A 25,255-nucleotide genomic window follows, 5' to 3' on the forward strand; every position below is an offset into this window, starting at 1 on the left:
CCCCTTCCGCACCGATCATCCCACCTTAAAAAATTTTGATAAATTTTAATTAGATAGATGAGTTTCAGCATTCGAAAGTCGACGTCCTGTGTACCTAGCACCACCCATTCAATGCAATGTTTCAACCACTGACCAACTCAACCTCCCTTCCCCAAAACGCCATTGGTAAAATAATCTGGTAATAAAAACCGACCAATTGGTTGCCAATTTGGTAACAATCAAATATATTGATGACACAATTAAATAACAATTAAATAACAGCAACGGTTCTTAGTTGCTCGAAACATTAACATCGGAGAACTCCATATGTCGGTGAAATCAGGGAAACACAAGGACGATAACCATCAGGAAAAAACCTTCAGGCTTTCACCAGTTACCAAGTTGGTAAAAGCTGCGGTTATCGCCTCGGTAGCCAGTTCAGTCGCGTTAACAGCAACGGCGCAAGAAGCTGAAACGGAGACCAATGCTGAAGACAATGTAGAGGTTATTGACGTTGTCGGCTCACGAAAAACGATTCAGGATCAAATTGCCATTAAACGTGAGTCTACAACGGTACTTGATGGTTTATCTGCAGAAGATATTGGCGACCTTCCAGCGCTGTCAATTGGTGAAGCATTGGAATCTATCACCGGTGCTTCTTCTCACCGTGAAAACGGCGGTGCGACTGAAATCACAATTCGAGGTTTAGGTCCGTTTCTTAGCGCAACGCATATCAATGGTCGGGAAGCAACGAACGGTAGTGGTGACCGCTCTGTTAACTTCTCTCAATTCCCTTCCGAGTTAATGAAAAAGGTCGGCATCTATAAAACGCAAGATGCATCAATGATCGAAGGTGGTGTAGCAGGTGTCATCACCTTAGAAACGTTAAAGCCACTGGATTTTGGTAAGCAGCGTTTTCAGACTGAATTTAAGCTAAATGCCAACCCGGACGAGTTTAATGTCGATAACTCACTACATAGTAAAGTAGGTTATCGGGGTACCGTAAGCTACGTTGACCAATTCGAATTTAGTAGTGGTCAGGAGCTTGGTTTATCAATCGGTATTCAAAGGCAGGATATTAGTCAACCGGAAGCTGAATACCGCAGTTCCAGCCCAACGGGCTCCTCTTTGTGGGCCTGTTTGAATGACCCAACCAATAGCAACGAAGGTTTCTTCCGTAGCTCAGCTGGTGATTGTGAAGATCAGGTCGCCGGCAGCAACAATCAGGGCTATCAAAATAGCATAGATCTAAACACCGGACGAGCCCAGGACGCAGGAACACCTTACGCGTGGACAGGTTCTAGCCGAAGTTTCCGTCAGAATGAAACATCAGACGAACGGGATGCACTATTCATCGGCTTGCAATTCAGACCTTCAGATAGCTGGGATATCAACTTTGACGCCCAGATTTCTGATCGCGTCCAGTCGGAAGCCCGTCACGATTTACTCTTTTTGCAAAAGCGTGTCACCCCTGGTGTAACCGGTGAAAACCTGATTACAAACTCAGTCGGCGGAATTCTTCACTGGGAAGGTGAAGAGCGCTTCGAGTCAGCCGGAGAGCAATTCTCTCGTGAAGAGAATTATCGCGGCTATGGCTTGAATATCGAGCACTTCGTCTCCGATGTGCTATCAGTCAGTGCCGATTTCAGCTACTCACAAACTAAAAGAGAAGAGTTACAAATCTCTAACCGGGGTCGCACCAGTGGCCGCCCGTTTTTCACTTGGGATATGGGCGAATATATCCCTAACCTGACGGTGACTGATTTCGATGTAACGGATATTTCTAACTTTACTGATAGCTTGCGTACTCGATTAGATCGCGAAAATGTGCGAGATAACGAAATCATGGGCGCAAGACTGGACTTTGAATACTTATTAGGCGGAGACACCTTTAGTAGCATTCAAGGGGGCCTCAGACGGTCAGAACTTTCCTTTGTTCAATTTGGCGGAAGTAACGGTAACGGCTCAAGAAACGAGTACAATTTAGATGAAAGTGTTACCTCTGCCATTGATGTGCTTGAAAGTTGCCAAATAGACTTCCCTGAAACCAGCTTCTTATCAAATGTCTCTGACGGTGATCTCATTACGCATGTGGACAGTTCAGGCAACGTTGTTAGCAGTGGTACAGGGTCCTCGTGGGCAACCTATGACAATGTATGCTTCTCTCAGGCAGTGGCGTTATCTGAGGGTGCCGAGTTTGGTTATCCAGAGGTGGTGTACGAAAATTCCGGCACAATAGACGTAACGGAAAAAACCACCGCAGCTTACCTAATGGCAAGCTATGACACCGAAATGTTCGGTAAATTCATTCGTGGTAATTTCGGCGTTCGCGTAGTAGACACAGAGGTAACGTCTATCGGCTTTAGACAGGCTGTCGAAATTACGGCTGATGAAAACGGTATATTCCAGCTCACCAGAAGCCCGGACAACATTGAACGCGTTGTAGGCGGCGGTGATTACACCAAAGTCTTACCCAGTTTCAATCTGGTTGTAGACTACACCGATGATATTTTGTTAAGAGCCGGCATTTATCGCGGTATGTCTCGTGCTAACCCCTCTGATATGGGTTATAGCCGAGACTTTATTGAAGACCTGGGCGCCGACCCAACCACTATCAGCGACTTGCTGGTAGGCGTTAATGGCTCAGGCAACCCAGACCTTCAGCCGCTTATGTCCTGGAACTATGATTTAGCTATTGAATGGTATCCAAATGAAGATTCAATCTTTGCTTTCGGTTTGTATCACAAGCAGTTTAATGGTGGCTTCCAACAGCAAACACAATTGGAAAATTTCATTGTTAATGGTGAAGCAATCGCACTCCCCATCACCAACTCGGTTACCACTGACGAATCAAGCAGTCTGACAGGTATTGAAATCTCTGTTGCCTACCGTTGGGAAAGTGGTATCGGCGTTAAACTTGGCTATAACTATGCAGACACTGACTTCGAGTTTGAAGACAGTAATTACGGTAGTACGTTTGAGACCGACTTAGACGGCGTTACTACACAACTTACAGAAGGCATTGTTCCTCCTGGATCTGTTCCTGGGTTTTCTGAGCACGTATTTAGCGGCCAGGTTTACTACCAGATTGGTGATTTCGACACCGCACTTATCTACAAATACCGTAGCGAATACTTCCAGCCTTATACAAGCAATGGCACACGACTTCGTTTTGTTAACGACGTAGGTGTGTGGGAAGCCCGCGCATCTTACAAAATCAACAAAAACCTGCGCGTGAAAGTAGAAGCCATCAACTTGTTTAGCGAACCTCGCTCAGATGACTTCTATGTACTTGGCAACACGGGTCAGGTTAGCGATTACGGCCCGCGATTGTTCGCCGGTATTAGCTTCAAATATTAATGATGTGTAGCAGCGGATTCTTACAATTCGACAAAATTTAAAACAAACAATTTAAACATCAGGGACATGTCAACGCCACAAAAACGCGTTTGGCATGTCCTCTCAAGTTTGCCAGGTGTACGTATTTGCCCTCTCAAAAAAAGTAGCACAACACTTGGGAATGGAACTTTCAGGAGTAGAAAGCATGGTTAAAAAGTTATTTGTACCCGTCATAGCCGCAACTGCCTTAGCGGGCTGTTCAGGCAGTGATGATGCAGAATTAGACAAAAATAGCCGAGGAAGTATTACCATATCGGGAGACGAATTTATTGCTGGCGTTACGCTTACTGCAACGGCAAGCGATCCCGATGGCATTATCGAAGATACACTGAAATACGCCTGGTCTACTGGCGCTACCGGCCCAACTTACACCATTACAGAGGCTGACGAAGGTACGGTAATTTCTGTCTCTGCCAACTATACAGATGAAGCAGGTTTCACCGAAGGGGTTGGCGCATCAACATCAACGGTTAATCCTACGCTGAATGTCACAGCTAATGTGGTTAAAGGTCCGGTTAGTGGTGCTAGTTGTGACATTTTTGCCGTTGACGACACTGGCGTAGCTATAACGCCAGCTCAGGCATCAGCAACGTCCGACGAAACCGGAAGTGTGACATTCACCGACGTGCATTTTGAAGGAACAGGCCTGGTATCTTGTACAGGTGGAACCTACCTTGATGAAGCCACGGGCAACACGCTAGACGCTCCAGCATTGCGTTCAGTACTGAACGTTGTAGAAGGCGATGCAGATACGCCAGCGCCTACCTATGTGGTATCACCGTTAACTGAAATAGCTGTGCAAGGCGCAGCGTCAGATTTAAACACGTATGCTGATGTAGCGGCGGCTTATCACCTGCGTTTCGGTATTCGTTTTGACGCTTCCGAGGTAACACCCACCGCTATCGGTGTAACACCATTGGGGGCTGAAGGCGCTGAAAATGCCGACAGATACGGTTCAGTGCTTGCCCTCTTATCTACTCTAGATGCCAACGATCCAGACAACGATATGGCTGCACTACTGGCTGAACTTGCTACTGATTTGGTTGATGGGGCATTCTCTCAAGACAATCTTGATGCACTCGAAATGGCGCAAATCAGCCTACAAACGACATCGGCTGTAGCAGGTGATGTAGATTCCTCAGTTCTCGACCTTGTTGGCGCTGCCATTGGTTACAACAACACGCCGGTAGCCGCTATCATTGGTGGAACGTTAGCAGGTACGGTTGAAAATACAGCAACAGCTCCTCTCATTGGCTTTGTGACGGTAGATGATCCTAACTTCTTAGAAGATGCCATCGTCGCTCAAACTGATGTAGCGCTTGATTATGGCTCATTCAGCATCGCTGAAAATGGGGAATGGTCGTATACCGTTGACCTTGCAAATGAAACCGTGGCCAACCTGGAAGTCGGCAACTCTGTGCGCGATTACGTCACTATTGAATCTGTGGATGGCACCACAGCCGAGATTTCCATTCGCGTGGCAGCATTGACGCAAGTAGTAAAAATCTCAGATACAGGTAGTGACACTGGTGAAATCAGATTTAGCGTAGACAACCTGCGTCAAGGCAAGTTAATGGCCTCTTTCTCAAAAGAAGAAGCCCTTGGCAGCGATGGTAACATTAAAGATGCTTATATTACCCTCTACGGTAGCTCAGGCAGTTCAAGTGAGTCTCTTATCGACTTGCGCATTCAGGGCAATCAAACCGATAGCTCAGGCTTAGCTATTGAGCCTCGCTTCTTAGTACGAAATACGGATAGCGATGCCTACCCGGGTTCAATCGTTACCGCCCCCTTTGTTGAAGAGCAGTTCTACGACGTAGAAATTACCTGGAACATGGACAATGCCGAACAGCTGACCGTGAGCATTAACGGTGAAGTCATCGGTGGCGGCTCGTTCTCGACAGCAGCCGTTGTTGATTCTGACTTTACAGATTTAGATCAATGGTTCGCCGATGGCGTAAAAACTGTTCAGTTCAGATTTGGAGATAACGACAGAACCATTCCTTTTGGCTCGTTCTATGTTGACAACATTGCGGTATATTCAGATACAGACGGTACTACTGCGGTATTTGAAGACAACTTTGAAAATTACGCGGTCGGTGAAACCCTGGACGGCGATACCAGTCAATACAGTCTGGCAATCTACTCTGAAGTTGTGGTATTTGACGTAGGTGATGGCGAAGCAGAGCCAACGCCAGCGGTATTCTTTGACTTAAAAGGCGCCACAACAAGCGATGCGGTTGACCCGGCCACGGGCATGGTCAGTGTGCTCGACCCAGATGCTGGCGAAGCATTCATTGTACCGGCTTCCACCGTGAGTACTTACGGTATGTTTACCATCATGGAAGACGGCTCTTGGACATATACTGTAGATACAGCCAACCCCACCATCGCAGCACTGGTTAGTGGTGAACGCGTAACAGATACCATCACAATATCTTCTGTTGATGGCACCACTGCTGAGGTTGAAATTACCATATCGGGTGTGGGTGGTGACACAGGTGGTGCTAATAAGGTTGCGGTGATTAGAGACACCGATGCAAGCGACACCGGTGAATTGCGCTATGCCTTAGGCGATGATGGTCCGCTTGCGGCTGGCAGAGTAACGGCTTCTGTTATGCGCCTGGATGATGATTTCGGTGACGGCGATGCCTTTATCACACTGTTTAACTCAGCAACAAACAACGACGGTGCTATTCTGGACCTGCGTATCAGAGACGATAGCTTCGGTGTGCGCAGCCCAAGTGATGTAGATACCTCTGCAGCAACTGTCATTTTGGGTGAGTTCATGGATGTGGTTATCACCTGGGAATACCCGGAAGGTAATCTGGAAACTACCCCGCTGGTTACTGTTGAAATTGATGGTGTTAGTTTCACTGCTGAAGGCTTCACCCCAGATAACAACGCAACGGGCGGCGTTACGCATGTAGCCTTTAGATTTGGTGACAACAGTGGCGTAAGAGCTGACACTGGCACGTTTACCATTGATGACCTTGTTATTTACTCTGACACCGATGGTACGACTGAAGTCTTCTCTGATGATTTCGAATCCTATCTTGATGGCGATTCACTGGATACAGACAACCCTGCCTCTGTGTACAACTCAAGCACCTCAGAAGCAACGGTAGAAACCATTGGTGATGTCGGTGGCCCGGGCACAGAGGGCAACAAGTTTGCTGAAATCCGCGATACAGATGCTTCTGATACGGGTGAACTAAGATATGCGCTGGGTGACGAAGGCCCGTTAGCACAAGGTCGATTTGAAGTAGCAATTAAACGTCTTGACGATGACCTGGGTGACGGTGATGCGTTTATCACACTGTTTAACTCAGCCACAAACAACGACGGTGCTATTCTGGACCTGCGTATCAGAGACGATAGCTTCGGCCTTCGCAGCCCAAGTGATATAGACACGTCTGCCGCCACTGTCGTGCTCGACCAGTTTATGAATGTGGTTGTGACATGGGAATACCCTGAAGGTAACCTGGAAGTGAACCCACTGGTTACCGTTGAAGTTGATGGCGTAAGAATGACCACCGACGGATTCACACCAGATAATAACTCCGTAGGTGGCGTTACACACATTGCCGTTCGCTTTGGAGATAACAGTGGAACAAGACCAGACACAGGCGTGGTATCGGTAGATAATTTCACAATCTACTCAGATACCAATGGTTCTACGCAGGTATTTATGGATGATTTTGAATCATACCTTGAAGGTGATTCTCTTGATACCGACAATGCAGCATCGCTCTACAACTCTTCTACCTCTGAAGCTGTGGTAGGCGTAGAATAAGTAGCGTCCAACAACGAAAGTAAGGCGGGAAACCTCCTCAAATTAATACTCCCCTCTATCGAGGGGAGTCTTATCTTCTAAAACTGCTCCCCACTAATGACATACCAATTGCTAAGTTCGACCTCGCCTGTCTATTAACGTATATAGTAAGTTATCTTCAGTCAGAACTAACCGGCTCACTGATGCCTTTTACAGATAATGTCAGAACGCCTTTTTAGCCTGCACGCATTAAAAAAGGGAGCATACTGCTCCCCCTGTTCAAAACAAACATCCGCGATTACTTGTCCAGCGTGATCCGGCCATTCACGGTAGACACTCTGACTTTGCCTTCACCGCTGCCCATGGTGAAATCAATCCAACGGCCCGGGCCATATTTTGACTTTTTGACTTCGGTGTCATTCAGGTTATTAATGATCTTGCCACCTGCATGCGCTTCTACTTCAAAACGGGCAGATACATCAGACTGGAAGGATAATTCGATACGACCGCCTACCGAGTCCACTTCTACTTCGCCCCCTTTGGCCAGCGTCATATTAACTTTTGCATTGCCGTTTACCGACGCCATCGACAGTTCACTGACGTTGCCCAGCATCAGCTTGGAGTTGCCATTCACTGTTTCCAGTGAGATCTCTCTGCTGTTACTTTGCAGGTCAATCTCGCCGTTCACGCTGGTTACTTCCAGGCTGTCTTCACTAACGTGCTGCACTTCCATATCGCCGTTCACCGACTCAATCACAAGGCTACCCGATACGTTAATCACCTCGATATCACCATTAACCGACTCTACGTTCACGCGGCGAGCAAGGTCTTCCAGCAAAATGTTGCCGTTCACAACTTCCACTGACGTACCGCCTTTCACCCCACTTACTTTTACATTGGCATTCACGGTTTCATAAGACAATTTGCTGTTCACCGGTACATAAACTACCAGGTCGTCTTTTGAGTCGTCTTTGTCTTCCCAGCGATAATGATTGTTCTTCACCTCAACATCGATGACCACGGTATTACCACGTTTTTCAAAGGTAAATTCTTCAGTTAACTCGCCCAAGGTACCGCTTACCCTTACCTGATCCTTGTCCCAGGTTTTGATTTCGGCTTTACCGTACACGTGCTCCATTTCCACCGTTGGCGAACTGCTGGTGTCGAGCGTCTGATCGACTTTTTGCTGTGCCCAGGCCATTCCTGATACCGCCAGCACGATTGCACCTACACCAACTCGGCGCAGCAAAGATGAATTAAACGTCATATTCATGATCTATCCTCACAGTTAAATTTGTTGCCATTTGGGCGCGTGCACTCGCTCAATCAGGTCAATTTGTTGTTGATATACAGTTTGTAGCATGCGAAGCAAGGCTACATTATTCGGGTCGTGTTTAAGCGCCGACTTTATTGCGGCAGCCGCGTCTTCCAGTTCCGTTAGCTGGCTCTGCCAGTTATCCGTAAGCGCAGGTTTGTCCTGGTACGTTACCAACAGTGACGATTTCTGGCTTTCGTATTGTTCACTCAGTTGCGCAATTAACGCTGCGCTGTCGAGTCCAGGCTCTACCGGACCTGATAAACTTGAAATACTGATCCACACAGCTACGGCCGGCACTAAGATACTTGCCGCTACTGCGCCGTATACCCAGGACTTAGGCTTAGCCTTGTCCGTGGCTGAAGGCTGCTGAGTAATCGCCAGTTCAATGCCCTGCCACAAATCGCGACCAGGCTGTACGTCTTGGGGGAGCGACGCTAGCTGTTGCTGTAAGCTGTCTTGTGATTTATTGGTCGTCATCACCTAACCACTCCTGTAATAACTGTCTTGCCCGATGAAACTGCGCTTTACTGGTACCTGATGCCATATTCAGCATGTCGGCAATGTCCTCGTGCCGGTACCCCTCTATGGCATGTAATACAAACACCTGTCGGGCCCGCTCGGGCAATTTCAAAATACATTTGTCGAGTTGCGATAAGTCTAACGACTCACTCGCGGTAATTTGTTGCTCATTCGCACTGTCGAGCCCGAACATACGCTGAAACCAGCCTCGCTGTTTGCGCATATACGATATCGTTACGTTGGCTGTTACGCTGTGCAGCCAGGTTGAGAACTGACTTTTCTGCGAAAAGTTAGCCAGCTTCTGCCACACCTGAACAAACACTTCCTGGGTAGCATCTTCAGCGAGCGCCGCATCACCGGTCAGTCGTAAACTCAGCGCGTACACTTGCCCCACATACTTTTGATAAAGCTGCTGGTAAGCTTGCACATCACCTTGCATCGCTGCCTGCAAGTGCTGCTGTAATTGTTGTTGCGCAAATGCGTCGGTAGCATCCACTACATTTCCCTGGCCGACTGTCATGTCATTGGGCTCTCTTTCGTTATTTTCTTGTTGTTACAGGGCATTAGTCGCAACGTTTTTAGCGAAGGTTTAAATCGCATTTCATTTTTTTTCATAAAAAAGTCCGCTACCATAATAACCGTTAATCTATAAAAAAGGATGCTGCTGTGATTGTTTCTGCTTTGTATGCGGGGCAACCTGCTCCACTTGGCCCCCGAAAGGCACTATCGGCGATTTGCAAACAGCCGGTGGACAAACTCACTGTGCATGTTGATCGCACCGACGAAGACCAACAAGCCAATTTGCGTTTACATGGCGGCCCTGAAAAAGTTCTGCATCAGTTTAGTGTGGCAAGCTATGACACCATTAAAGCTCAGTACCCTGATCTGGCAGACAAGCTGCTGCCCGGCAGTATTGGTGAAAATATCTCAGTAGACGGCATGACTGACGAAAATGTGTTTATTGGTGATGTGTACGCCTTTGGCAATGTCATTGTTGAGGTAGGCGCGCCTCGAGCGCCATGCAACAAAATTAATCATCGCTTTGAAACACCCAATCTGGACCGTTTTACGGGAAATCAGGGCGTAACAGGCTGGTACTACCGCGTAAAACAGACCGGCGTGATTAATGTGGGTGATGCAGTATCGTTACTGGAACGGGCTGACAATACCGTTAGCGTTGGTGAACTGATGCGTACTGTTTATAACCCTGAGTATTTTAGTCACGCCGCAAAGCTTGTCGACATACCGGTATTAGATGACGAATGGCGGGGTAAATGTGAAAAGGCTGCCGCAAAAGCCGCTAAATAAACACCCTTCCGGTAAGGTGCCCGTGTTTTGCTACGGCACCTTGCTGTTACCGGCGTTACAGAAAACGTTATTTGACCAGCATATTCATCCCCGACCCGCTACACTGGTCGGCTGGCAACGCCTACTCAGCCATGACGGCTATTGGTTTATCACCCCACACTCCAGTGCGAGGGTTAAAGGCAGTATTCTCTGGCTTACTGCGCCACAACTTGCCATTTGTGATGACTGGGAGGACGTGCCTTACTACCACCGGGAGTGTGTTCGGGTAAAACGAGGTTATACCCGAATGACAGTTTTTGCGTACACCCGACGAGGCGCAAAAGGCAAACCTTTCACAACATCCGGTTTAACCCGCCATTCGCTTCCCCGATTACTAAACATTGCCGATAGAGCCCTTATGACGAATTCGAATCCTCTTGCCATGAGTCCGGGCCCGGTCACTATTTAACGTTGCAAATCGCTTCACGCACGCGCTTTTATTGTCTATTATTTGAACAATTATTACACAGGACAATACAGCATGGACGTAAAAACAATGATTGATGCCATCCTCGCCAAAGAAGGTGGCTATGTGAATCACCCGGCGGACAGGGGTGGCCCTACCAACTTTGGGATCACTCAAAAAACCTTGTCTCGCTATCTGGAAGTCGTCGTGACCGCGGATATGGTAAAAGCCATGGATATCGAAACCGCCCGTGATATCTACGAGCTTAACTACTACCGAAAACCCCGTATCGACAAGCTCCCCGACGCCTTACAACCCTTCTTGTTTGACTCCGCGGTAAATCACGGCCCCCGGCGCGCTATAAAGTTCCTGCAGGAAGTGTGTAACGATGCCGGCTTTGGGCCGTTATCGGTTGATGGCTTAATGGGACCTAAAACCAAGGCGCAGGCATTTGCCTGCCTTGAAGCGCTGGATGAATGGATGCTGGTTGCACTGGTAGAAGAACGTCAGATGTTCTATGTAGAAATTGTTACCAACGACGACACACAACAGGCATTTCTGAAGGGTTGGCTGGCCCGGGCAAGAAGTTTCCTGCCTTATCAGGCCATCGCATAAGGAGGCGAACATGAGCAAGTTATTGGAAGACCCGGTTTCAGCTATTGCCACATCGGTGTCAAAAGGCGTCGAAACCGTTGCGGGTGTATTTACCACGAATAAGGAAAAGGACGCTCAGCGTTCAGCCGACGAACAAATGGCGTTGTTACGCGCTTATCAGGCTGAGTTTAATAAACTGGAAAATCGCAATTGGGTCGATTCACTGGCAGACGGATTTAATCGACTCATACGTCCTATGATCGTATCGCTGATCCTGTTTATTTTTGTGGTTGCTTATATTTCACCTACTCACCTGGCTGAAATAACCCTCGCCATCAGCGCCATACCCGACGGCTACTGGACCTTACTCAGTGTCATTATTGCTTTTTATTTTGGTGGCCGAATGCAGTTAAAAAGTCAGCAGTTCCGGTTTAGCGAAACTCAGGCGCAAGCTGTCAAAGCGCTGATTGAAACCAAGGCTGAATTCAGAAAGCTGGAAATTGACAATGATGAACCTGACCGGTTAATAGGCGACAGCGCGGCAAAGGATAGCGACTTTGACAAGAGTCGCGCAGCACAAATTAACACAGTGGTTGAGACCGCGCTGCAGCATGCGGTTACCGATCCTGGCGACGACAGACAAAAAGCAGCGAACAAAGAAGCGCTTAGCAACAAGGTTGCTGAAATGCTAAACGAAACACCGGAAACCTTAAAAGCTCGCCGAAAGTTCGGTCCTCGAAAACTAGGCCGGCGCTAGGTTTACATTGCTATGTACTAATAACCCTGTGCTTGGCACTGCAGACATAAAAAAACCGCGCCTGAGCGCGGTTTTTTCAAATCGTTTAGCAATTATGCTTCAGCGATAATTACAACTTTAGCAGTTGCCATTACATCTGAGTGCAATTGCACGTCGATGTCGTATTCACCAGTTTCACGCAGAGTACCAGTAGGCAGTTTAACTTCTGCTTTAGCTACTTCTACGCCAGCTGCAGTAATTGCATCTGCGATGTCACGAGTACCAACAGAACCGAACAGTTTACCTTCTTCACCAGCTGGTGCAGCAATAGTAACTTCGCCCAGTTCAGCAATTTTAGCAGCACGTGCTTCGGCAGCAGCCAATTGCTCAGCAATTTTCGCTTCCAGTTCAGCACGACGCTGTTCAAATTTTTCAACGTTCGCTTTAGTTGCAGGAACTGCTTTACCCTGTGGGAAAAGGAAGTTACGTGCAAAACCAGCTTTAACAGTGACAGTGTCACCCAGACCGCCCAAGTTGGCGATTTTATCCAGTAGGATGATTTCCATCGATGCTACCCCTTATTCTTCGCCAAATTACTTATGAGAGTCAGTGTACGGAAGCAACGCTAAGAAACGCGCACGCTTGATCGCACTAGACAGTTGACGCTGATATTTAGCGCTGGTGCCGGTAATACGGCTAGGTACAATTTTACCGCTTTCGGTGATGTAGTTTTTCAACGTAGCGATATCTTTGTAATCGATCTCAGTAACACCTTCTGCAGAGAAACGGCAGAATTTACGACGTCTGAAAAAACGAGCCATGGTTAATTCTCCTTATTCTTCGCTTGCAGCGGTTTCTGATTTTTCTGCACGCTCGCCACGAGGAGCAGAATCTTCACGACGTTCGCGACGCTCTTCCTTCATCATAGGAGAAGCTTCAGTTACGGCACCTTTGGTACGCATAACCATGTTGCGCAGGATAACGTCGTTGAAACGGAAAGCAGTTTCCAGCTCAGCAACAGCTTCAGCAGTTGCTTCAGCGTTGATCAGCACGTAGTGTGCTTTGTGCAGCTTTTCAATTGGGTAAGCCAGTTGACGACGGCCCCAATCTTCCAGACGATGGATTTGACCACCTTCTTGCTTCAGGATAGTGGTATAACGCTCGATCATACCAGGTACTTGTTCACTCTGATCAGGGTGAACCATAAATACGATTTCGTAATGACGCATTAATACGCTCCTTACGGTTGTAGTCTCGGCAGAACAGCCAGCTGCATGGAGACAAGGAACTTGTTTGGTTGGCTGTAAGGGCGCGCATTATATAGGTGAATAGCGGGCTGCACAAGAATTATTCGACCTAAGCGAATAAAAGCATAATGCAGTCAGTAAATCGGCTAACCTTAGAGGTTAGCTAGCAACGCAGGAACAATTCCATGAAACACAACGGAGTCGTGTTATTTTCATATCATCGCCGGCAGCGAGACACCGCCAAAATATTGGGCTTAAACATAGTAGTTGCGCTTGCTATGTATGCTGCTGCTTACCAGTTTCTGCCTGAGGGCGATACCGCAGTACAGGAGCTATTGGCAGTGGCCGACATTGCTATTGTGGTCGTTGTACTCTGTTTACTTGCCGGGGCTTTTTATTTGTATAAAAAGAATGAAGCCGTTGAGGTTATTGTAACGCCGTCCACCTTCTTTTATCACGACCCGTACTTTTCGAGCCTGACTATTGAAGTGGCAGTAAAAGATATCCTGAGTATTACCCAAACTACGGACGTGCAACAGGACTTCCACACCACCAGAATGCACCTGAGAGACGGCAAGTCACACCAGCTAATGCTGATAAATCACAGGCTGGACAGAGCCGCGTTATACGACGCGTTGAAGAAAGCCAACCCCACCATCGAGTCGCCGGAACACCCCAATCGGTTTAAGAAACGCGTGCCCGACTGGGTAAAAAAGCTCAGGAAGTAAACGGCTTTTAGGGTAAACGCCTTTTTTACTCTATCTCACCGGCCCCGCTACCTTTTAACAAACTGATGTTCTTGAGCAGTAACGGGATTAACCCCAGGGTGGCCGTGGCCACACTCAACAGTGAATTCATTGAGCTCCCGCTCGAATAAACAAAGATAACCAGCAATACCAGTAAAAGGGCAAAAATAGGAATTCTCAACACGTTCCACGTGCCGGTACCGGCATTATCCAGCCAGTCGTTTATTGTTGCTTCATCCTCAGCCACCAGAATAAAACGGCGAAAGCTCTCGTTAACCAAATGCCAACCTTTGTGTCGGTATAAAAAGCCCCGGCGTACCAAATGCTCTATTACCATAGCATTTGATGGATTAATACTGGCGCCATTAGCCACCTTCCACAGGATGAGTTTTTCCTGCCGCGTACACTCTTCCCACTTTCTGCGATAAAGCGGTGTCGCATACACCAGCATATATTCAATCACTTGTTCAGGCTGCCAGTAATTGTTGAGCTCGTATGGCCTGCGTGGTTCGGGAGCAGAGCACGGCGACACACCGTCGTTTGCGCACCGGGTCTCTTCTGTGTAGCGTAAGAAGTCAGCATCTAAATGCTGTATTTCCTGCCATGCGTTGCACTCGTAAGCAATCAAATTGCCTATATCGAAGGGATTGTCCAACATGGATTTCTTCACCGGACACCATACATAGTGTTTGCTGAATTCTGAAAACAACTTCGTCCACGCCGATTTTTCATCCGTATCTGGCGGCGTAATGTCTTGCTGCTCTGAATAACAGCCCGGATTCAGAATTCGGTACAGTGGTGCCGTTTCTGCCACTATTACGAGGATTACTGCAGGATTAACGTGTAACTCGTATAACAAGTCGAGTGCATCTTTGCGCAGCTCGGCATTTAAACTGACCTGTTCAATGCCGGATATTGCCACAAGGTAATATTCCCCGTCAGACAAGGTCGTTTTGATCTGTTGAGAGAGTTCGGTGAGAAACAAAAATTGCTCAGCGACTTTCTCTAAAGAAGGCGTTAAACGGTGCACTGCATTGCCATAAAAATGAATATTAGGATGCACTCGTAAGCCTTTTTCATCATCGTGTTCCTGAAGGTAAGCCTGAGCTTGCATACGTGTTGCGTTCAGCATTAAGTGGGAATGCTTGGCATCATCGGGACACGCCTTGAATACCTGAAAGCCAGATTGCATGTTGTCCTGCGCTTCACAATCGCTTCTCACCCTGTACTGATCGTAGATATGCTCACCCATCAACCGCTGAACCAGTAACTTTCTGGTCCAGAAATAAATCGTTAATGGCGTGAACAGGGAAATAAACAACATGATCCCCCAACCGCCATCGACAATCGCTCTTAGCATCAAATGGTCGGCGTTATAATGCAGTTTTTGTTCGCCGTGCATTTCTGGGTGATGCGTGTCAACGACTTGCTTTGCAGAGTAAGTTAAGTGGCTGACAAACGCGGTTTCACTTGGAATCGCGCTAAGAATACCGGCTATAAGGACATCGCCTTTATGTGCTTCATGCTCAACTTCAGCTTCCTTGTCATCCGGTGAAGGGGGAAGTTCTACCCACTGAAGTCCCGAAAAAGTTGCCGTATTATTTTCCGAATTCGTAACAGATCCCGGAAAGAAGGATTGAAGCACCGTTTCCAGAGGCCTTTCTACCCTAAGATTGCACGGGAATACATCTTCCTCTAAACAAGGCCCTCCGTTTAAATACGCTTTGTATTTATTGAAACTTTCGTCTCGTGCCTGCAACGTCTGTTTGGCATGCTGCTCTTCAAAGTGCGCTTGCTGTTCCAATAAATAGTCGTGAGTAGAGTAGGCAATGAGCGATGCGGGTACCGCTGCTGCAAAGTAAATCAAACCAGACAAAAACCAGACATACCCGGTTGTATAACGCCTGGCTTCACGTTTTTCAGAAGCGTATTGCAAGCAAGGCTTGAGATTCTTCGGCATCGCTTTCTTCGTACAGACGAAATAGGCTACCGCGAGCAACCCTATACCGATTAAACAAAATAGCCAGTTAAGTGGCGTGTTGTGTTCCCAACTTTGCGAAGACCAGCTAATCCCGCACACAACCAGGAAACCAACCAGCATAAAGCCAAACCCAACCAGAGGTTGCTTTGAGACAAAATACTGTGAAAAATCCAGTTTGAACTGGCGCACAAAGAACACCGCCACACCGAATGCAAGCGCAGCCCAAAGCAACAATCGGCTTCCCAAGGGCTCGATCACCCCCATTTGATACTGAATACAAAAGCTCGCAGCGAACAAAAGCAACGCGAAGGCAGGATATTGCTCTCGCCTTTGTTTGTCGAAATACACAAGTTGCTGCCAAAACCGCTGATGTGTAACAAAGCGCAACCACAAAAAGACCGGGACCATCACCAGCATAAATAAGAACACCGCCAGAAATACCAGGATCATGTTGTTGTTTTGCAATTCTTCCGGATTAAAGAACACCACTAATTGCCAGGGCAGCGACTTCGCAGCGTGATCTTCGTTTTCTACAGGAATAAGAGGCCCGACTAACGCCTGGTGCTTCACCCCCTTATAATTTAACGTTATTGGCGTAGGGTTCGCGCTTAAGCCGTGCTCGGCAGCTATGAGTAATTCAGGGTTCCGGTTTGACTCTGTAAAAAAGTTCTCGTTTAAGCTTAGCGAATCATCGCTATGAAAAAGCACGTCTCCGTTCTGATTGATCACCGCAAAACTGAAATTTTTAGGGGGGATGCGGTCAACTAAACTTGAGAATCGCGTGCCAGTTATGGTTATTTTTTCGCTTTCCTGAAAGGTCTTTAGCTTCGCGAGCATTTTCCCAACCCAGCTCAGCAGCTCTGAAATGTTCGGCGCGCTTTTGGTATTCTTAATCAATCCGTTTATTACACCAAAAGGCATGGATATCAGTGTATTTCTTCGCCCGTCTTCGATATTAAACAAACGCTGTAAATAAAATCGCTGGATAAACGTTTTCGACTGCTTGTTGGGCAACTTAGTTGACCATTGATGGATCCAAAATTTACCGGCTATCCCTGCTTTAAAGTATTCGCGCTTTGACAGGTCTAGCTCCTTCCTAAAAGCCAACTGTCTGGATGAATGGAACGACAGCAGTTCCGTATCCACTTTGCCCTTTTCATTTACCGCAGCAATACTTTCGAACAGAGATAAGTACTCGATACCACTTTGACTGACTATTTTATCTCCTGATAGCTGTGCGCCGCAGATTTTCTGCTTATAGGGCTCTGTATCTTTATAGAGTTCACATTCATTAAATGAAAGATTACCGAGAGATTGAAACATCGTTTCGAGCTCTTGTTTAAAATCGTTTCGAATATTCTGGTGGAGGTGAGTCAGTTGCTCTTGTTTAAACGTGTCGTAGTAACTGAAAAACAACTGTTGTACCAGGGCGATACTCAGGATACCCGCGGCAAACAACGTCCCAATAACAATCTGGCTTTTATCTGTTTTTTGAATGGCGTATGTGCTGCTGACAAACCGCAGTTTAAGTAAGGGCACTGTAGCTATCAGCATCAATAACCCGAGGATCAGCCACATGAGTAGTTTTGGCGGTAACTGGAGTTTACTCTCGTTGATCGTCTTCTTATCAATGATACCCAATAAGTAATAAGCACTACTGCCTTCGTTCAACCCAGTGCTTAAAACAGGGTGCACATAAATACGAACACTTCCCGTACTTAAACGCGTATCCACAAAACTTGTTCCGGTTACCAGTACACTCTCAGCATTATCCTCAGACTGGTCTCCGCTTTGATTTTCAGCTGGTACTGAGCGCTGCAGGAAGTGCTCAACTTTTCGAATAATTCGTTCTGACTCATTACTGAATTGCTCACTGTTATTCACCACGGACCAAGCTGTACCCTGTTGATCCACAAGCAAGACGGTTTGAAAGCGGGCCATCGTCTTTTTTAAGGCATGGTGGATACTGCTTTTTAATTTGACCGAAATAGTGGAGTCAAATGTTGTAAACCGTCCGGTAAACTGAGCTTCATTGTATTCAGAAATAGAGAAGGAAAAGCGCTTAAACTCTTTTAGCGTTGAGTTCCAAAGAGGCCCCTGGCTAACCTTTCCTGTTTGTTCAATATCAACCAGATCCGGTGAGTTTTGCAGTTTTTTAACGGCGTCCTCGATATTTTTTTGTAACTTGTCGAGGTCGATAGCGGCTTTTTGAGGATCCGCAGCTTTGTCCTCAGAATGATTCTCTGGAAGCAAATAATTCAGGGTAGCCTGCACTTTCTCCAGGCTTTGAAGCAAGCTACCTTCAACCTGGTTGAGTTCCCTGAATAGCAGCGTATTGAGGGTATCCTCATTGCTGCTCATTTTGAAATAATAAATAAAGCCTGAAATGGTGACCCCAAGCGCGATCACCAGGCTGATAAACATGAGTCGGGACAAATTCCGTTTGAGTGGTGTCATAAGCGTCCTGCCAGTTCAACGTTTTATCCAATCGATAACGAACTGCAGTAACCACTAAACGTTATAAAATTTCATGCCGAATCGTAAGATCATTCTATTAACAAAGCAAACCTTGGTAATACCAATTCGACATAAAGCGGTTAATCCCAAGAAGTGGCGCTTATAAGCGGCAGGCTTTATTCAGGCACTTGCCAGCCCTAACTTCACGCCAAAGTAAACAAACAACCCACCAGCGGCTTTGTTTAACCAAAACCCTAATCCTTTTACACCGCCAAGCTTATTGCGCATAAAGGCGGTAGCAAGTGCCAGAAAAATACACCACAACGTGCCGGTAAAAACGAATACGCCACCCAGGGTAATGAACGCCTGGGTTTTATTCACAACATCGGCTGGGATAAACTGCGGCACAAAGGCTAAAAAGAACAGTGCCACTTTAGGGTTGAGCACATTGGTGAGCACACCACCGGTGTAAATTCGGCGCAAACTTGCCGGTTTGATATGGGGCTTTTGCTCGGTTTCTTTCTCGCGCTTAGCTATAAGCAAACTAATGCCCAGATAAAACAAATACAAACAACCGGCCAGCTTCACTGCGGTAAATGCCCAAGCCGATGTGGCAAGTAATGCCCCTAGACCAACCGCTGCGCCAAGAATATGTACACTCACACCGCTAATAATACCCAGTGTTGCTACAATTCCTGCTTTCGCCCCCTGACTGGCAGCCCTTGCAATAATATAAAGCGAGTCCGGCCCGGGAAGAATATTGAGTAACAGGCAAGAAAGCACAAATGCCCAAAGATTGGTGGCGTCCATGGATTAACCCCTAACGAAAAATAACAGCTTTGAATCTACGCCAGCCATACCAAAATAGCTACCCCTACCAGCGCAATAAGTGACCATATTAGCGTGGCTCGACTCACTCTCTCGCCCAGCAACCAGGCCAGACCCAATGACAAGACTACGCTGCTGGCAAACAAGGTTTGCACCACCGCGGCCTTCGTTGCAGAGAACGCCACCATTTGCAGATAAATAGCCACTACGGTACCAATAAGTGTGGTTGCAAAAAACAGCCCCCAGGTTCGTATTGCATTGACGGTTTCAGGCAGCCACCGCTGTTTCATAACGAGCATTAGTGAGGTAATTATTACCAGCCCGCCGATGAGCCTGATTTGACTGGCGTTGAACGCGTCAAGCTCGTAACTTACCAGAATGTCGCGACTGATCACGGCTCCCACTGCCTGACATAACGCTGCCAACGCCGCGAATACATAACCCGATAGTGAAAACAGTTCGAGCGCAGAGCGCTTTTGCAGCTTCACAATCATGTCTACCGACACGATCACCACGGCAATTCCCAACCATTGTTGCCAGCTAAGCCACTCCCCAATCCAGGCCATGGCCAATAACGCCGTAACAATGGGGGCCAAAGTTTCAGCCACCAGCATAGTTTGGGCGTCACCAATTTTATTCAGTGCCTGAAAGAAAAACGTATCGCCCAAACCAATCCCAATTGCGCCACTGAGCAACAACCAGTACCAAGCAGACGGGGGCAAACTCACAGAAGGTAAGAAAAATTGCGTAGCAATACTGAGTAATACAATGGAAATACTGCCCTTCCAAAAATTCATGGCAAGGGGAGAAAACGAACGCCCTAATAATCGAAAAAGCCGGGCGGCGATAGCCCAGCAGAGCGCTGTAGTTAAAGCGGCTATTTCACCCGTCATCACATTCTCTGCGTGTTATTAAGGCAATAAATAAACCTGTTGGCGTTATTTGCTGGCGGTTTTTCGGGAGTGCTTCACTGCATCATTTAACTGCTTCAACTCTTGTGCAGTCAGGTTGCGCCATTGTCCCGGGCGCAGGTTACCCAGAGTGATGTGCATAATGCGAGTCCGCTTTAGCTTAGTCACTTCGTAACCGAGGAATTCACACATACGGCGAATCTGGCGGTTAAGCCCCTGGGTAAGAATGATATTAAAACTGAACTTGCCTCTGGGCTTCAGTGTACAGGGCTTGGTTACCGTGCCTAAAATGGGTACGCCTTTCGCCATTTTCTGTAAAAAGCGCGGGCTAACCGGCTGGTTAACGGTAACTTCATATTCTTTGTCGTGGGCATTCTCTGCGCGCAGGATTTTATTCACAATATCGCCGTCGCTGGTCAGCAGAATGAGTCCTTCAGAAGGCTTGTCCAGGCGACCAATCGGGAAGATGCGCTCTTTGTGTTTAATGGCATCAATGATATTCCCTTTAACGTGCCGCTCTGTGGTACAGGTAATACCAATAGGCTTGTTGTAGACAATATACACACGATCAGACTTGTCTTCTGCCACTGCGCCAATCACCTTGCCATCTACTTTAACCTTGTCGCCAGGATTTACTTTGGTCCCTAGCTCAGGCTGTTTGTCGTTGATGGTGACACGCTTTTGTTCAATCAGCTTGTCTGCTTCTCTACGCGAACAAAAGCCAGTATCGCTAATGTACTTATTGAGACGCTTGGGCTGATCTGCACTCATGTTTCTATGTCCTGACTGTTGCGCTGTTTGCAAAGAATGAAAGGGAGACGGGAGTATAACCGAAGTCAGGTGTTATTGATAAATGGCTAATAAACAATCCGGTGAAACATTGAAAAACCCCGGCACTATCTCAAGTACCAGGGTTTATTATATTGGGCTTCTAACGTTAATATACACTATTGCCCATATTGCGATTTTCACGTTGGATTAATGTAGAACGTTTACTCTCATAAAAATGCTCCTGACTCCTTGATGCTTTTAGCCGGCTGGGTTCAGCCTCTTCAAAAAAGGCATCATTAAAGTCAAACGTGACAGTCTGATTATTTGCAATCACCGGCTCACCATCAACAATCCTGGGAGAAAAACGCCATTCATTCAAAGCTTCAAGTGCTTTTGCAGTAAAACGTTTGCCGCCAAATTGATCAATAATCCGAGCATTCTGTACTTGTCCATTCGTGTTAATATCAAAGGAAATGGTAACGTGCGCATCTTCAAAAAACTTCATTGCGGCCCTAGGTTTATCCGGCGTCTTTTTCAATAACAATATGGGCTCAATGTTGTCCTGCCAAGGCTTCATTTGTGCAACTTGCTGGCTGTGCTGTATGGCCTCAACCAATTGGCCGTCATTTGCCAAGGCTTCAGCGATCATGACGTGTGATTGCAAGGCCCACGGATGACTGTAGTCAAATATACGCTCGAGTGATGCTATCACACCAGTAAGAGTCTGAGCTGCAACATCATACTGACCGCTGGTATATTGCAAGCGCCCTAATTCGAAGAATTGTTTAATTGTACGGGTATCATCGTTTCCCCATGCTTTATATGCAAGCTGTGCAGACGTTTCAGCGAAGGCTATTGATTGTTTCGCAGATAAAACGGGAAGACGATATGATTCTAATTGTAATGCTATTTCCGAGTACACCGTTGCCAACGTATCGCTAGAATCAACCGTTATTTCAGACAGATTATCAATAACTCCTTTAAGTGACTTCTGATAACTTATTGCTGTATGTTTGTCGCCTTGTTTAACCGCAAAATCATACAAATCACCATACAGTTTTGCTGAAGTGAGCACGGTTTCTTTACTCAATCTGCCAAAACAACTCACTGACAAATCAATTGCATTCTCTGCTTCCTTTCGCGCTTTATTAAATTCACCATCGCTCAAATAAGCTGAGGCAAGCTCAAAACTAAGCACAGACTTTTCAACCGTATCTGGTGATTGGCTGCAAAAAGTCGCTTCTGAAGACACCGGCAGCACCTGATTAGAATTCGTAACCGAAGCTGAGGCTTGAAAACCAAAGCACATGTTAGCTAATAAAACCGCGGACGTAACTTTACGAATTTGCATACTATATCCCTTGTATAAATATAAGACCGCATCATTACAGCCCCATAAAAATCAACAACCTACAAATACAAATTATACTAAGTGATAACAAATGCAACTTAATTTAATTTTAAAAGAGAAGCTCCATTCTAGTCGCACTCAATCTGGCTTCTCTATGGCGTACAAGTCTTCGTCGATACTCTGTACCCGAGCTTCAAACACAGCACGCGCATCCCGAATGCCCTGATTGTAAAAAGTGCCGCCCATTTCCTTGCTAATAAAATCCAATAGAAACTCAGCGTCGAATTGCCCTAATTCAGTACTTAATTCGTCTTCAAAATAACGCTGTAGTTTGTCTACCAGCCCCGATTTTTGTTGTGGTTCAAACGTAATCTCACTCACTATTCTGGCTCGCGTAATCGTCGTGTTACAAACCTAACATGTTGCCCCTAATGTTTTATTAAATAAAGAAAAGCAGAAAATAATTTTCATACTCATCCTTACTTGTGCAGGAATCTTATTGCCGCTATTTTGATCTGTATTAACCTGCTTATTCCCGCGTCGGAAACAACTTACCAGGATAGAGTATGCGTATCGACAAGCTAATCCAGGTAGTATTGCTACTTGCCTTTCCAGCCAGCATCCATGCTCATTCATCGCTTAACAACAATAGCTCAACACTTTCGGAAGGTATTCGTACAGACGTTTCACTTACCAAAGACCACTTTCTGCAAACAGGTGTGCCACCAGGAGAACTGAAAGGTCCGTTCGAATTTAAGAGTGACATTTATGCCGGTACCTCAAGACGCTACTGGGTATTCGTGCCAGCTCAATACGATGCAAAAGAAGCTGCCAGCTTATTGGTGTTTCAGGATGGTCACAGAGCGACAAACCCCAACGGCTCAATAAGAATTCAAACCGTAATGGCAAACCTGATTGCACAAAAAGCAATGCCGGTGACCATAGGGTTATTCATAACACCGGGGAATCTATCTGACGCTTACCCGAACGATTTAGGCTGGAGCAACCCCAATCACCGCTGGCAGGAATACGATGTCGTAAACGATACCTATGCACGGTTTCTAATAGAAGAGATGATACCTGTCATTGCAAAGCAGTATCACTTAACTGACGATCCCGACCAAAGAGCCATCGGCGGCACCAGCAGTGGGGCCATAGCGGCGTTTACGGCAGCCTGGTTCAGGCCAGATTACTTTCGCAAGGTATACAGTTCAATAGGCAGCTTCGTTTCAATTGGCTATCGCCCCGATGAACCTGACATGCAGACTGGTGGACAGGATTATCCCGCATTAATCCGCAGAGAGCCCATTCGCCCCTTGCGTATCTTTATGCAAGACGGCGTTAACGACCTCGACAATGAATGGGGTAACTGGTTTTTAGCTAACCAACAAATGGCGGCAGCAATTCGCTATGCAAATCGCCACGCCGATGTACAAAATATTGCTGGCCCAAGATACGCGCTGAAGACCGTCTGGACCGACGGAGAACATAACGACTCGCACCCGGGCGCGTTATTACCTGAGGGACTACGATGGCTTTGGCAACAATAAAAGGTTAAACCAGGCTTATATTACCTGGCGTGATATAAGCCTTGATGAATTGATACGTTAGGGGCTAATGCGCAGTGGTGTTTGAAAGCGTATTTAGCACCACCACACCCGCTATTATTAACCCCATTCCTACCACGCCCCACAAGTCAGGCTTTTGCCCAAAAGCAAACCACGCCACTATCGAAATTGCGACTATACCCAGCCCAGACCAAACCGCATAGGCAACGCCCACAGGAACGGTTTTGAGCGTTAACGACAAGAAATAAAACGCAGCGGCGTAGCCCACGACTACCAGGGTCGAAGGAAGCCATTTCGTGAATCCTTCACTTAACTTAAGGTTCGATGTGGCGATGACTTCACAAGCAATGGCAATGCCGAGGAACAACCAGTTTTTCATATAGATATACATGAACAAAAGAAATAAGGCGTAAAGTGTAGCTAATACTTTATACAAATTGCAGCCTTGTATTTAATGCCAATCTCTGCGCAATAAATACAAAAAACCCGGCAAAAGCCGGGTTTTAACAGAGAACAAGGTATTAGCAGTTACAGTTCGCGGATCCAGATATTTCTGAAGCTCACGAAGTTATCGTGATCCTGTAGCTGAATAGGTGCACAACCATGTGGTATGGTTTTCGGAGCGCCAATCCACTCTGTCGTACCAAGAATTTTTGTGTGATTTTGCACAACAACGCCATTGTGAATAACCGTTACGTAACCGTGCGACACCAACTCTTCACCATCGAAGCGTGGCGCGGTAAACAGGATGTCGTACTCCTGCCACTGGCCCGGTGGACGCATTGCGTTTACCAGCGGAATAGTCTGTTTGTAAACAGAGCCAGCCTGACCATTCGGGTACGTCGGGTTATTGTATGAATCCAATACCTGAATTTCATACTTCTGCTGGAAGAAAATGCCGCTGTTGTTACGCTGCTGACCTTCCATCCCTTCTACGTCTGTCGGTGTTTTCCATTCAACGTGCAATTGCACATCACAGAAGTCGCGCTTGGTTTTAATGTCGCCTTTACCCGGCAATACCGTTAATACGCCATCTTTTACGGTCCATTCAGCTGCGCCACCTTTTACTGACTCCCACTCGCTCAGATCGCTGCCATCAAATAATACGATAGCGTCTGACGGCACGCCGTTAGCAGGTGAGCTGACGGCTTCCGGAACAGGCTCCCATACTTCGGTTTTCTGCGCCTGTTGCCAGGGTTCGAGAGCCTGCCCCTGTGCCACTGCAAAACCTGCAGTGCCCAACACACACAGGGCAAGCGTACTTTTTACTGACCAGTTTAAATGCATCATTAAGGTCCTATTATTCTTTAGTGTCTAAAAGC

General features: G+C 46.8%; 22 protein-coding genes. 8 read left to right on the forward strand and 14 right to left on the reverse strand.

The genetic code is table 11. The features are described 5' to 3' along the window. Positions 1 to 306 precede the first annotated feature (306 nt). Together BUB81_RS00470 and BUB81_RS00475 are read left to right on the forward strand one after the other, a co-directional pair. Positions 307 to 3,339, forward strand: a complete 3,033-nt coding sequence (locus BUB81_RS00470; RefSeq protein WP_073316718.1) for a TonB-dependent receptor — start codon at positions 307 to 309, stop codon at positions 3,337 to 3,339. Between the two features lie 184 nt (positions 3,340 to 3,523). Next, a complete protein-coding gene (locus BUB81_RS00475; RefSeq protein WP_073316720.1) occupies positions 3,524 to 7,174 on the forward strand; it encodes a VCBS domain-containing protein in 3,651 nt (1,216 codons plus the stop codon). Between the two features lie 277 nt (positions 7,175 to 7,451). On the opposite strand, the gene BUB81_RS00480 is transcribed toward BUB81_RS00475, so the two are convergent. Genes BUB81_RS00480 through BUB81_RS00490 form a run of 3 tightly spaced genes read right to left on the reverse strand, consistent with a single transcriptional unit; the run spans position 7,452 to position 9,510 of the window. Beyond that, complete coding sequence (locus BUB81_RS00480; RefSeq protein ID WP_073316722.1) at positions 7,452 to 8,426, reverse strand: DUF4097 family beta strand repeat-containing protein; 975 nt, start codon at positions 8,424 to 8,426, stop codon at positions 7,452 to 7,454. 15 nt (positions 8,427 to 8,441) lie between these two features. Then, entirely contained in the window at positions 8,442 to 8,948 is a 507-nt protein-coding gene (locus BUB81_RS00485) for a hypothetical protein (RefSeq protein WP_073316724.1), read from the reverse strand. Further along, positions 8,935 to 9,510, reverse strand: coding sequence for an RNA polymerase sigma factor (locus BUB81_RS00490; RefSeq protein ID WP_073316726.1), 576 nt, complete (start codon positions 9,508 to 9,510; stop codon positions 8,935 to 8,937). Before BUB81_RS00490 ends, BUB81_RS00485 begins: the two co-directional genes overlap by 14 nt. A gap of 146 nt (positions 9,511 to 9,656) precedes the next feature. Between BUB81_RS00490 and BUB81_RS00495 the strand changes: the two genes are divergently transcribed. The 4 genes from BUB81_RS00495 to BUB81_RS00510 all read left to right on the forward strand — a co-directional run bounded on the left by BUB81_RS00495 (position 9,657) and on the right by BUB81_RS00510 (position 12,094). Then, entirely contained in the window at positions 9,657 to 10,298 is a 642-nt protein-coding gene (locus BUB81_RS00495) for an MOSC domain-containing protein (RefSeq protein ID WP_073316729.1), read from the forward strand. Next, positions 10,267 to 10,746 carry a gamma-glutamylcyclotransferase family protein gene (locus BUB81_RS00500; protein WP_175555751.1) on the forward strand — a complete coding sequence of 160 codons (480 nt, stop codon included), beginning with the start codon at positions 10,267 to 10,269 and terminating at the stop codon, positions 10,744 to 10,746. The genes BUB81_RS00495 and BUB81_RS00500 overlap by 32 nt, the downstream gene beginning before the upstream one ends. Before the next feature lie 72 nt (positions 10,747 to 10,818). Then, positions 10,819 to 11,358, forward strand: a complete 540-nt coding sequence (locus BUB81_RS00505; RefSeq protein WP_073316733.1) for a glycoside hydrolase family 108 protein — start codon at positions 10,819 to 10,821, stop codon at positions 11,356 to 11,358. Between the two features lie 10 nt (positions 11,359 to 11,368). Then, entirely contained in the window at positions 11,369 to 12,094 is a 726-nt protein-coding gene (locus tag BUB81_RS00510; protein ID WP_073316735.1) for a 3TM-type holin, read from the forward strand. 92 nt (positions 12,095 to 12,186) lie between these two features. Here the strand turns inward: BUB81_RS00510 and rplI are convergent, their stop codons facing one another. Genes rplI through rpsF form a run of 3 tightly spaced genes read right to left on the reverse strand, consistent with a single transcriptional unit; the run spans position 12,187 to position 13,302 of the window. Then, positions 12,187 to 12,639 (reverse strand): 50S ribosomal protein L9, encoded by a 453-nt coding sequence (gene rplI / locus BUB81_RS00515; RefSeq protein ID WP_073316737.1) that lies wholly within the window; start codon positions 12,637 to 12,639, stop codon positions 12,187 to 12,189. 27 nt (positions 12,640 to 12,666) lie between these two features. Beyond that, positions 12,667 to 12,894: a 30S ribosomal protein S18 gene (gene rpsR / locus BUB81_RS00520; protein WP_073316739.1), complete on the reverse strand. Its 228-nt coding sequence runs from the start codon at positions 12,892 to 12,894 to the stop codon at positions 12,667 to 12,669. Between the two features lie 12 nt (positions 12,895 to 12,906). Continuing rightward, positions 12,907 to 13,302, reverse strand: a complete 396-nt coding sequence (rpsF, locus tag BUB81_RS00525; protein ID WP_073316741.1) for a 30S ribosomal protein S6 — start codon at positions 13,300 to 13,302, stop codon at positions 12,907 to 12,909. A 203-nt stretch (positions 13,303 to 13,505) separates the two neighbouring features. On the opposite strand from rpsF, the gene BUB81_RS00530 reads away from it, so the two are divergent. After that, on the forward strand, positions 13,506 to 14,048 hold the full coding sequence (locus tag BUB81_RS00530) for a hypothetical protein (RefSeq protein WP_073316744.1): 543 nt from the start codon (positions 13,506 to 13,508) through the stop codon (positions 14,046 to 14,048). A 25-nt stretch (positions 14,049 to 14,073) separates the two neighbouring features. On the opposite strand, the gene BUB81_RS00535 is transcribed toward BUB81_RS00530, so the two are convergent. The 6 genes from BUB81_RS00535 to BUB81_RS00560 form a co-directional block, all read right to left on the reverse strand. Beyond that, positions 14,074 to 18,504 carry a cache domain-containing protein gene (locus BUB81_RS00535; RefSeq protein WP_139241461.1) on the reverse strand — a complete coding sequence of 1,477 codons (4,431 nt, stop codon included), beginning with the start codon at positions 18,502 to 18,504 and terminating at the stop codon, positions 14,074 to 14,076. Between the two features lie 180 nt (positions 18,505 to 18,684). After that, positions 18,685 to 19,314: a LysE family translocator gene (locus tag BUB81_RS00540; protein ID WP_073316748.1), complete on the reverse strand. Its 630-nt coding sequence runs from the start codon at positions 19,312 to 19,314 to the stop codon at positions 18,685 to 18,687. 35 nt (positions 19,315 to 19,349) lie between these two features. Further along, a complete protein-coding gene (locus BUB81_RS00545; RefSeq protein WP_073316750.1) occupies positions 19,350 to 20,225 on the reverse strand; it encodes a DMT family transporter in 876 nt (291 codons plus the stop codon). 45 nt (positions 20,226 to 20,270) lie between these two features. Further along, on the reverse strand, positions 20,271 to 21,014 hold the full coding sequence (gene rluF / locus BUB81_RS00550) for a 23S rRNA pseudouridine(2604) synthase RluF (protein ID WP_073316753.1): 744 nt from the start codon (positions 21,012 to 21,014) through the stop codon (positions 20,271 to 20,273). 166 nt (positions 21,015 to 21,180) lie between these two features. Next, positions 21,181 to 22,365, reverse strand: coding sequence for an energy transducer TonB (locus BUB81_RS00555; protein WP_073316755.1), 1,185 nt, complete (start codon positions 22,363 to 22,365; stop codon positions 21,181 to 21,183). Positions 22,366 to 22,503: 138 nt separating this feature from the next. Beyond that, entirely contained in the window at positions 22,504 to 22,746 is a 243-nt protein-coding gene (locus tag BUB81_RS00560; RefSeq protein WP_073316757.1) for a DUF2164 domain-containing protein, read from the reverse strand. Between the two features lie 185 nt (positions 22,747 to 22,931). On the opposite strand from BUB81_RS00560, the gene BUB81_RS00565 reads away from it, so the two are divergent. Next, positions 22,932 to 23,915 carry an alpha/beta hydrolase gene (locus BUB81_RS00565; protein ID WP_073316759.1) on the forward strand — a complete coding sequence of 328 codons (984 nt, stop codon included), beginning with the start codon at positions 22,932 to 22,934 and terminating at the stop codon, positions 23,913 to 23,915. Positions 23,916 to 23,979: 64 nt separating this feature from the next. Here BUB81_RS00565 and BUB81_RS00570 read toward each other — a convergent pair whose 3' ends face one another. Together BUB81_RS00570 and BUB81_RS00575 are read right to left on the reverse strand one after the other, a co-directional pair. Further along, on the reverse strand, positions 23,980 to 24,312 hold the full coding sequence (locus BUB81_RS00570) for a DMT family transporter (protein WP_073318557.1): 333 nt from the start codon (positions 24,310 to 24,312) through the stop codon (positions 23,980 to 23,982). Between the two features lie 149 nt (positions 24,313 to 24,461). Then, positions 24,462 to 25,223, reverse strand: coding sequence for a 3-keto-disaccharide hydrolase (locus BUB81_RS00575; RefSeq protein WP_073316761.1), 762 nt, complete (start codon positions 25,221 to 25,223; stop codon positions 24,462 to 24,464). Between the last annotated feature and the right edge of the window lie 32 nt (positions 25,224 to 25,255).

This window comes from Marisediminitalea aggregata (genome assembly GCF_900129565.1).
In the GTDB taxonomy this organism is placed as follows: domain Bacteria; phylum Pseudomonadota; class Gammaproteobacteria; order Enterobacterales; family Alteromonadaceae; genus Alteromonas; species Alteromonas aggregata.